The sequence below is a fragment of the Clostridium senegalense JC122 genome (assembly GCF_000285575.1).
In the GTDB taxonomy this organism is placed as follows: domain Bacteria; phylum Bacillota; class Clostridia; order Clostridiales; family Clostridiaceae; genus Clostridium_J; species Clostridium_J senegalense.
In genome coordinates, this window is the sequence record NZ_HE611052.1 from 226740 (window position 1) to 232940 (window position 6201).

General features: G+C 26.9%; 9 protein-coding genes. 4 read left to right on the forward strand and 5 right to left on the reverse strand.

Features of this window, described 5'->3' with window-relative positions:
* Positions 1 to 84 precede the first annotated feature (84 nt).
* From CSGHG_RS23295 to CSGHG_RS12900, 5 genes are read right to left on the reverse strand one after another with little or no spacing between them, the layout of a single operon-like run.
* Complete coding sequence (locus CSGHG_RS23295; protein WP_155844765.1) at positions 85 to 240, reverse strand: hypothetical protein; 156 nt, start codon at positions 238 to 240, stop codon at positions 85 to 87.
* Positions 241 to 266: 26 nt separating this feature from the next.
* Positions 267 to 416 (reverse strand): hypothetical protein, encoded by a 150-nt coding sequence (locus tag CSGHG_RS23735; RefSeq protein ID WP_162829346.1) that lies wholly within the window; start codon positions 414 to 416, stop codon positions 267 to 269.
* Between the two features lie 44 nt (positions 417 to 460).
* Positions 461 to 649, reverse strand: coding sequence for a hypothetical protein (locus CSGHG_RS12890; RefSeq protein ID WP_010295998.1), 189 nt, complete (start codon positions 647 to 649; stop codon positions 461 to 463).
* Between the two features lie 27 nt (positions 650 to 676).
* The gene (locus CSGHG_RS22035) at positions 677 to 1570 is read right to left on the reverse strand and encodes an ORF6N domain-containing protein (RefSeq protein WP_010296002.1); all 894 of its coding nucleotides are present in this window, start codon (positions 1568 to 1570) and stop codon (positions 677 to 679) included.
* 51 nt (positions 1571 to 1621) lie between these two features.
* Complete coding sequence (locus CSGHG_RS12900; RefSeq protein WP_010296003.1) at positions 1622 to 1846, reverse strand: helix-turn-helix transcriptional regulator; 225 nt, start codon at positions 1844 to 1846, stop codon at positions 1622 to 1624.
* A 180-nt stretch (positions 1847 to 2026) separates the two neighbouring features.
* Between CSGHG_RS12900 and CSGHG_RS12905 the strand changes: the two genes are divergently transcribed.
* The 4 genes from CSGHG_RS12905 to CSGHG_RS12920 all read left to right on the forward strand — a co-directional run bounded on the left by CSGHG_RS12905 (position 2027) and on the right by CSGHG_RS12920 (position 6160).
* Positions 2027 to 2491 (forward strand): helix-turn-helix domain-containing protein, encoded by a 465-nt coding sequence (locus CSGHG_RS12905; RefSeq protein ID WP_010296004.1) that lies wholly within the window; start codon positions 2027 to 2029, stop codon positions 2489 to 2491.
* 53 nt (positions 2492 to 2544) lie between these two features.
* The gene (locus CSGHG_RS12910) at positions 2545 to 2988 is read left to right on the forward strand and encodes an ImmA/IrrE family metallo-endopeptidase (protein WP_010296006.1); all 444 of its coding nucleotides are present in this window, start codon (positions 2545 to 2547) and stop codon (positions 2986 to 2988) included.
* Positions 2989 to 3096: 108 nt separating this feature from the next.
* Positions 3097 to 4452: a DUF4041 domain-containing protein gene (locus CSGHG_RS12915; RefSeq protein ID WP_010296008.1), complete on the forward strand. Its 1356-nt coding sequence runs from the start codon at positions 3097 to 3099 to the stop codon at positions 4450 to 4452.
* Positions 4453 to 4561: 109 nt separating this feature from the next.
* The gene (locus CSGHG_RS12920; protein WP_010296010.1) at positions 4562 to 6160 is read left to right on the forward strand and encodes a recombinase family protein; all 1599 of its coding nucleotides are present in this window, start codon (positions 4562 to 4564) and stop codon (positions 6158 to 6160) included.
* Positions 6161 to 6201: the final 41 nt, after the last annotated feature.

Below are 6201 nucleotides of genomic sequence, written 5' to 3' on the forward strand. Positions count from 1 at the left end.
ATTCCTTTTGCATAGAATATATTGGGAAGTATTTTTTTATTTTTAAAAAATGTTTTTTAAAACAAGGCTTTTCAGCCTTTTCTTCTATAGTTCTTTTTTTTTATCATCATAATTTAAAGCAGCTATTATATTTTCTCTCCCATACTTTTTTATTAATATTGGAGTTGCTACAGTAATGTAATTATCTAAGACTTTATGCGTAATTTCCCCATTAACTGTAACTTTAATTTCTTTACTCATAGCTTCGCTCCTATTCAAGCTCTATTTTAATATTTATGTTTTGTTTGCTCTTTATATGAAAATTTACCATTACACTTGTAGCACTTCACCTCCACACATAAACTTCCATAAAGTTTATATCTAAAAATTAAAGCTCCACACCAAGGACACCTAAGTTCTCTAAATTTTATTTGCATTATATATGCCTCCTATTAATTTAGTGCCCTCATCCCTAATAAAATTAAATTAAATCTTTTAAATTTGCATTTAAACTTTTATATTCAATAGTTTTTATTGCATCTTCTAAAAGCATCTTTGTAAATATTGCTGTAATTTCTACTCCATCAAATTCATTAGCTATAAGATTTAATATTTTATCTATTGTTTCTTCTCTTTTAACCTTAGTAACAGATACTTTTAAAGCTTCCATTACAAAACCTACTTTCCAATTAATTTTTTATACTGCTTTTCTATATAAAGTTGCAATTCTAGTAACATTCCCATTTTCATATTCAACTTCTAAATGATATGGATAATTCTCATTTCTTAAGTAATTTTCTATTTTATCTTGCAATAGTGGATTAAACCTCACTGAAAACCAGTATCCATTGTTATTAGAATTAAATCTTAATACTACATTTACATCACTTAATTCCATTTCAATATGATTCAAACAAACCATTATAGCTTCTAAATTAGGTTTCCAATCTTCAGTATATAATCCAATTCTACTTGCTAATTCTTCAAGTGTTATAAATCCACTTTTATCTTTTCTTCCTTGAACGTTTTTTACATCAATCTGTGGAATTACAATACCTGCTGATAATAATAATGAATTTATTACTTTCATTCTCTCTGTATTACTAGCTCTCATTTGGGTTAACATAGAATCTATTTGCTCTATTGTTTTATTTACGTCTTCTAGCTTCTGCAATGGACTATTAAGTTTTGAAGGTTCTATGGTGATGTTTTGCTTATTTAAATAATCACTAACCTTAAAATAAGAATTAACTAACTTTCTTTGAACCTCCCATGAAAGTTCATCCTGCATTGGCTTAACCATCATTAGGTATCCTGTTTCTGTGAATATTGGAATATTCTTCGCTCTACTCACTGCATTTCTCTTTAGATCTTCCTTGTGAATTAAATTCACAACGAAATCCTCCCTTTTCTCTAAAAGGTAATAGTCTTCTCCTTCAACCAAATATTTTGAATTATTCTTAAAGTTATTTCTTATATTTCTAGTATCAACTCCATGTGCTTTAGCAATATCCCACATGGTAACTACTCTTTTATTGTCATACTCTTTTATCATTAGTTGTTGGTCATTTACTTCTAATGTATTTTCCAAATTTACATCCCCTTTCCTAGAGTATTTTCTTTATAAGGGTATAGACTATTATTAACCAGCATCAGTAAACTTTACGTTTACTTGTTGGCTAAAAAAAATTTCTTCAATATTCGTATTAAAATAATCAGCTATAAATTTTGCTTCATCTAGTGTAAAAGATTTTTTCCCATTTTCTTTGAAGTTATATGTGTTCAGGCTAATGTTTAATAATTTCGCCATAGCAGACTGATTAATTCCCTTTAACTGCCTATAAGCCTTAAGTTTTTTGAATTCCATTTTTTCACCTCCATTCAGTAAACTTTATGTTGTCTGTTTACAATTTAAATTATAGTCAACTTTGTGTTGTCTGTCAATAGTATTTTACTACTTTTTTTAAAAAAATATTCATTAAGTTGACAAATATTCAAATTAGTCAACGAATAGTTTATAATATCTTTAGATAAGGAGGTCATTTCAATGGCTAAAATACATGAAAGAATAAGAGAAGAAAGAATAAGAAAAGATATTAATCAACCTGAATTAGCTAAAATACTGAATATTTCTAAACAGACAGTTTCAAATTGGGAAAATGGTAAAAGAACACCTGATATTGATACACTTGAAAATTTAGCAAAATTCTTTGATGTATCAACAGATTATTTGCTTGGTAGAAGTGACATAAGAAATCCTAATTTAGAAAATAAATTTGATACTTGGAATCCAAAATTAACAAAAAAAGATGAAAAAGATATAGAAAAACGTTTTGATAAAATTATAAATGGATTAGAAAACGAAGAAGGATTGATGTTGAACGGTGAAGTTCTTGATGATGTAACAAAACAACTTTTAGCACAATCTATAAAAAATGGATTAGAGTATGCTAAACTAACTAGTAAAAAGAAATTTACACCAAAAAAATATAGAAAAAATAATAATGACTAATGTTAGTAAGGGTGATGGTCTCATAAAAATATTTATGAGAGGGGTTTTCAAAATTGAAGACATGTATAAAAAAAGAAGTTCAAAATTTAATAAAAAAATATAATACTAATGATCCTAAAGAGCTCTGCTCTTATCTTGGAATAGAAATAATCTATGAGGAATTAGGTACAGTTAATGGCTATTTTCAAAGTGCATTTAGAAGTAAAATTATACACTTAAATACAAACTTAGAAGAAAACTTTTCTAAGTTTGTTTTAGCACACGAATTAGGACATGCTGTACTTCATGAAAAAATAAATTTACTATTTTTAGAAACTAATACTTTTGATTTAAAGAACAAATATGAGAGACAAGCTAATCTATTTGCTGCTGAATTGCTTATAGATATTTCAAAATATTGCAACGAATGCATTTGTCACACCATAAATGAAATCGCTTGCATGGAAAAAGTGCCTGTTGATTTAGTTAAACTTAAACTTAAACTTAATTTAATTTAAATTTATTTTATTTAATAATAATTGCGACCATCAGAGCGCCGATTAGAGAGCCAACCCTTAAATATATAAATGTCTTCAATAACTTTTGAACTATAGGAGGTTATTTTTATGAGTTTTTTGGATATATTTAAAATTAAAAAATTCAAATCTGAAATTGAACAATTAAAAAATGAAAATGAAAATTTAAAGGCTATTAAATATGATTTAGATCAATTGAAATATAAAGATTTAAAAACAGAAATAGCTGACCTTTTAAATGAAAAGGATTACGTTATTCAATCATTAACTGAAGAAAAAGCAATTAAGGAAATGGAAATTCAAGAAATAGATTCTAATATTAAGAATTTAAATAAAGAAATTACTTTTCTTAATGAAAGTATTGTAGATTTAAAAGAAATAGAACTTGAACAATCATTCGGTTTCTATGAACCTAAATATGGTTTTCGTGACTCATCAACCTATAAAATTCACCTTGATGATGTAAGAGCTAAACAAAAAAAACTAGTAAAACAAAAAAATGCAACTAGTCATTCTCTAGATTGGGTTATAGAAGATGATAGAAAGCGTGGAAAAGAATTTATATTAGATACTATAAAACTTACACTTAGAGCTTTTAATAACGAATGTGATAATATAATTTCTAAAGTAAAATATAATACTATTGATCGTGCTGAAAAACGTATAAATAAAATTTATATTGAATTAAACTCATTAACTGATATGCAAAATGTTTCAATTACGTATGAATATTTAAATTTAAAACTTGAAGAACTTTATTTAAAGTATGAATTTGAATGTAAACTTCAAGAAGAGAAGGAAGAACAACAAGAAATAAAAGAAAGAATGAAAGAAGAAGCTAAGGCTGCTAAAGAAATTGAAAAAGCCAAAGAAAGAATAGTTAAAGAAGAAAAACACTTTGAGCAAGCTATTAATAATATACATAGTAAGCTAGAGAAAGCTTCTGATAAAGAAAAAGAAAAACTACTTGCAAAACTACAAGAATTAGAAATGGCCTTACAGAACACTAAGAAAAATAAAGAAGATATTATTAATCGCGAACAAAATACACGTGCTGGATATGTATATGTGATTTCTAATATTGGCTCTTTTGGAGAAGATGTATATAAAATTGGTATGACTAGACGATTAGAGCCATTAGATAGAGTTCGTGAATTAAGCAATGCATCTGTACCTTTTAATTTTGATGTACATGCGATGATATTTAGTGATGATGCTCCAACACTAGAAAACACTTTACATAAAGAATTTGAGCATTATAGCGTTAATAAAATTAATAATAGAAAAGAATTTTTTAAAGTTCCACTTACTAAAATAGAATCTTTAGTAAAAGAAAAACATAATGCAACAATTGAATTTACTAAAATAGCCGCTGCTGAAGATTATAGAAAAACTCTTGTAATTGAAAAATCAATTAATATTAAAAATACAACTAAAATTGCTTAAATATATTTAAACCCTACAATTAAATTTGTAGGGTTGGTTATCTATTAGAATAATTTTCTACTTAAAATGTATAATATTAAATTATATACTAATGTATGAGGTGAAATAAATGAAAGTTGCAATATACTCAAGAAAAAGCGTTTTTACTGGAAAAGGTGAATCTATTGAGAACCAAATTGAATTATGTAAAGAATACTGTAATAGAAACTATGATGAAAAAATTGAATTTGTAGTGTATGAAGATGAAGGTTTTTCTGGTGGAAATATCAATAGACCTCAATTCAAAGCTATGATTAAAGATATTAAGGCTAAGGAATATGATGCATTAATATGCTATCGTTTGGACCGTATAAGCAGAAATGTTGCTGACTTCTCTGCTACATTGGAATTGTTACAAGCTAATAATTGTGATTTTATATCTATTAAAGAACAGTTTGATACAAGTACTCCTATGGGTAGAGCAATGGTTTATATAAGTTCTGTTTTTGCACAACTAGAGCGCGAAACTATTGCAGAACGTGTAAGAGATAACATGGTCCAACTTGCTAAAACAGGCAGATGGCTTGGAGGTATAACCCCTCTTGGATTTGATAGTGAACGTATAATTTACTATGATGAAAACTTTAAAGAACGTAGTATGTCTAAACTTACTGTAAATGACTCTGAAATGGAGCTTGTGAAAGAAATTTACGAATTATATTATGAACTTAAGAGTGCTACACAAGTATCTAAAAGATTAGCTGATAAAAGAATTAAAGGTAAACGTGGTGGATTCTTAAATTCTAGTCGTATTTTAGATATTATCTCAAATCCTGCCTATGTAAAATCAGATAAAAAAACACATGAATATCTTAAGAGTATTGGTATTAATGTATTTGGTGAATCAAATGGAAATGGTTATCTTTCTTATAACAAAGCTAGAAATGGTATAGAAACAGATATTGAAACCTGGATTGCTGCAGTAAGTAGACATGAAGGGATTATAGATTCGGACAAATGGATCGCAGTACAAAAGAATAGGCACAAAATGAAAGGTTCTCAAATTAAAGCTGTAGCTAGTAAAAGTGAAACCCTACTTAATGGTATTTTAAAATGTTCAGTTTGTGGTTCTAAAATGTATGCTAAAAAAGGAAAATTATCCCCGGTTACCGGTAAGCATAATTATTATTACATATGTAGTAAAAAAGATTCTCAATTTGGTGTAACTTGTGATAATAAAAATATAAACTCCCAAAAAATAGATAAGCTAGTACTAAATGAATTAGAAACTTATGATAAAGAATATTTAAAAACACATTTATTATCCACTGCTAAAAATTTCAAAAGAAATTTAACTGAAAATAACTTTATAGAACTTATAAATGAAAAAGAAAGTCAAATAGGTAATCTAGTAAAAAATTTATCATTAGCTCCTAACCCTGAAGTTTCTGGCTATATTATGAATGAAATTACAAAATTGCAGTCTGAGGTACAAAATCTAAAAGAGAAACAAAAAAATTGTGATAAGGATTCTTATGATATTTCTGTAGATATTGATCAAATTGAAATTCTAAATGATTTACTAACTAATATGCTTAACACAATAGATAAAGTAGATTATACAGAAAAAAGAAAATTATTGCACTCTGTAGTTGAAGAAGTTATTTGGAATGGTAAAGGTTATACTGTTGAAATAAACTTAATTGGTAGTAAAAAAAAACTAATTTAGAAGGTATGGAAACTTCTTCTAAAAAGGAGAAGTTTTACAAT

Excerpts from the sequence above, each read along its gene's own strand:
- CSGHG_RS12890 (WP_010295998.1), bottom strand. The coding sequence starts at position 649 with ATGGAAGCTTTAAAAGTATCTGTTACTAAGGTTAAAAGAGAAGAAACA.
- CSGHG_RS23735 (WP_162829346.1), bottom strand. The coding sequence starts at position 416 with ATGCAAATAAAATTTAGAGAACTTAGGTGTCCTTGGTGTGGAGCTTTA.
- CSGHG_RS23295 (WP_155844765.1), bottom strand. The coding sequence starts at position 240 with ATGAGTAAAGAAATTAAAGTTACAGTTAATGGGGAAATTACGCATAAA.
- CSGHG_RS12900 (WP_010296003.1), bottom strand. The coding sequence starts at position 1,846 with ATGGAATTCAAAAAACTTAAGGCTTATAGGCAGTTAAAGGGAATTAAT.
- CSGHG_RS12915 (WP_010296008.1), top strand. The coding sequence starts at position 3,097 with ATGAGTTTTTTGGATATATTTAAAATTAAAAAATTCAAATCTGAAATT.
- CSGHG_RS12905 (WP_010296004.1), top strand. The coding sequence starts at position 2,027 with ATGGCTAAAATACATGAAAGAATAAGAGAAGAAAGAATAAGAAAAGAT.
- CSGHG_RS12920 (WP_010296010.1), top strand. The coding sequence starts at position 4,562 with ATGAAAGTTGCAATATACTCAAGAAAAAGCGTTTTTACTGGAAAAGGT.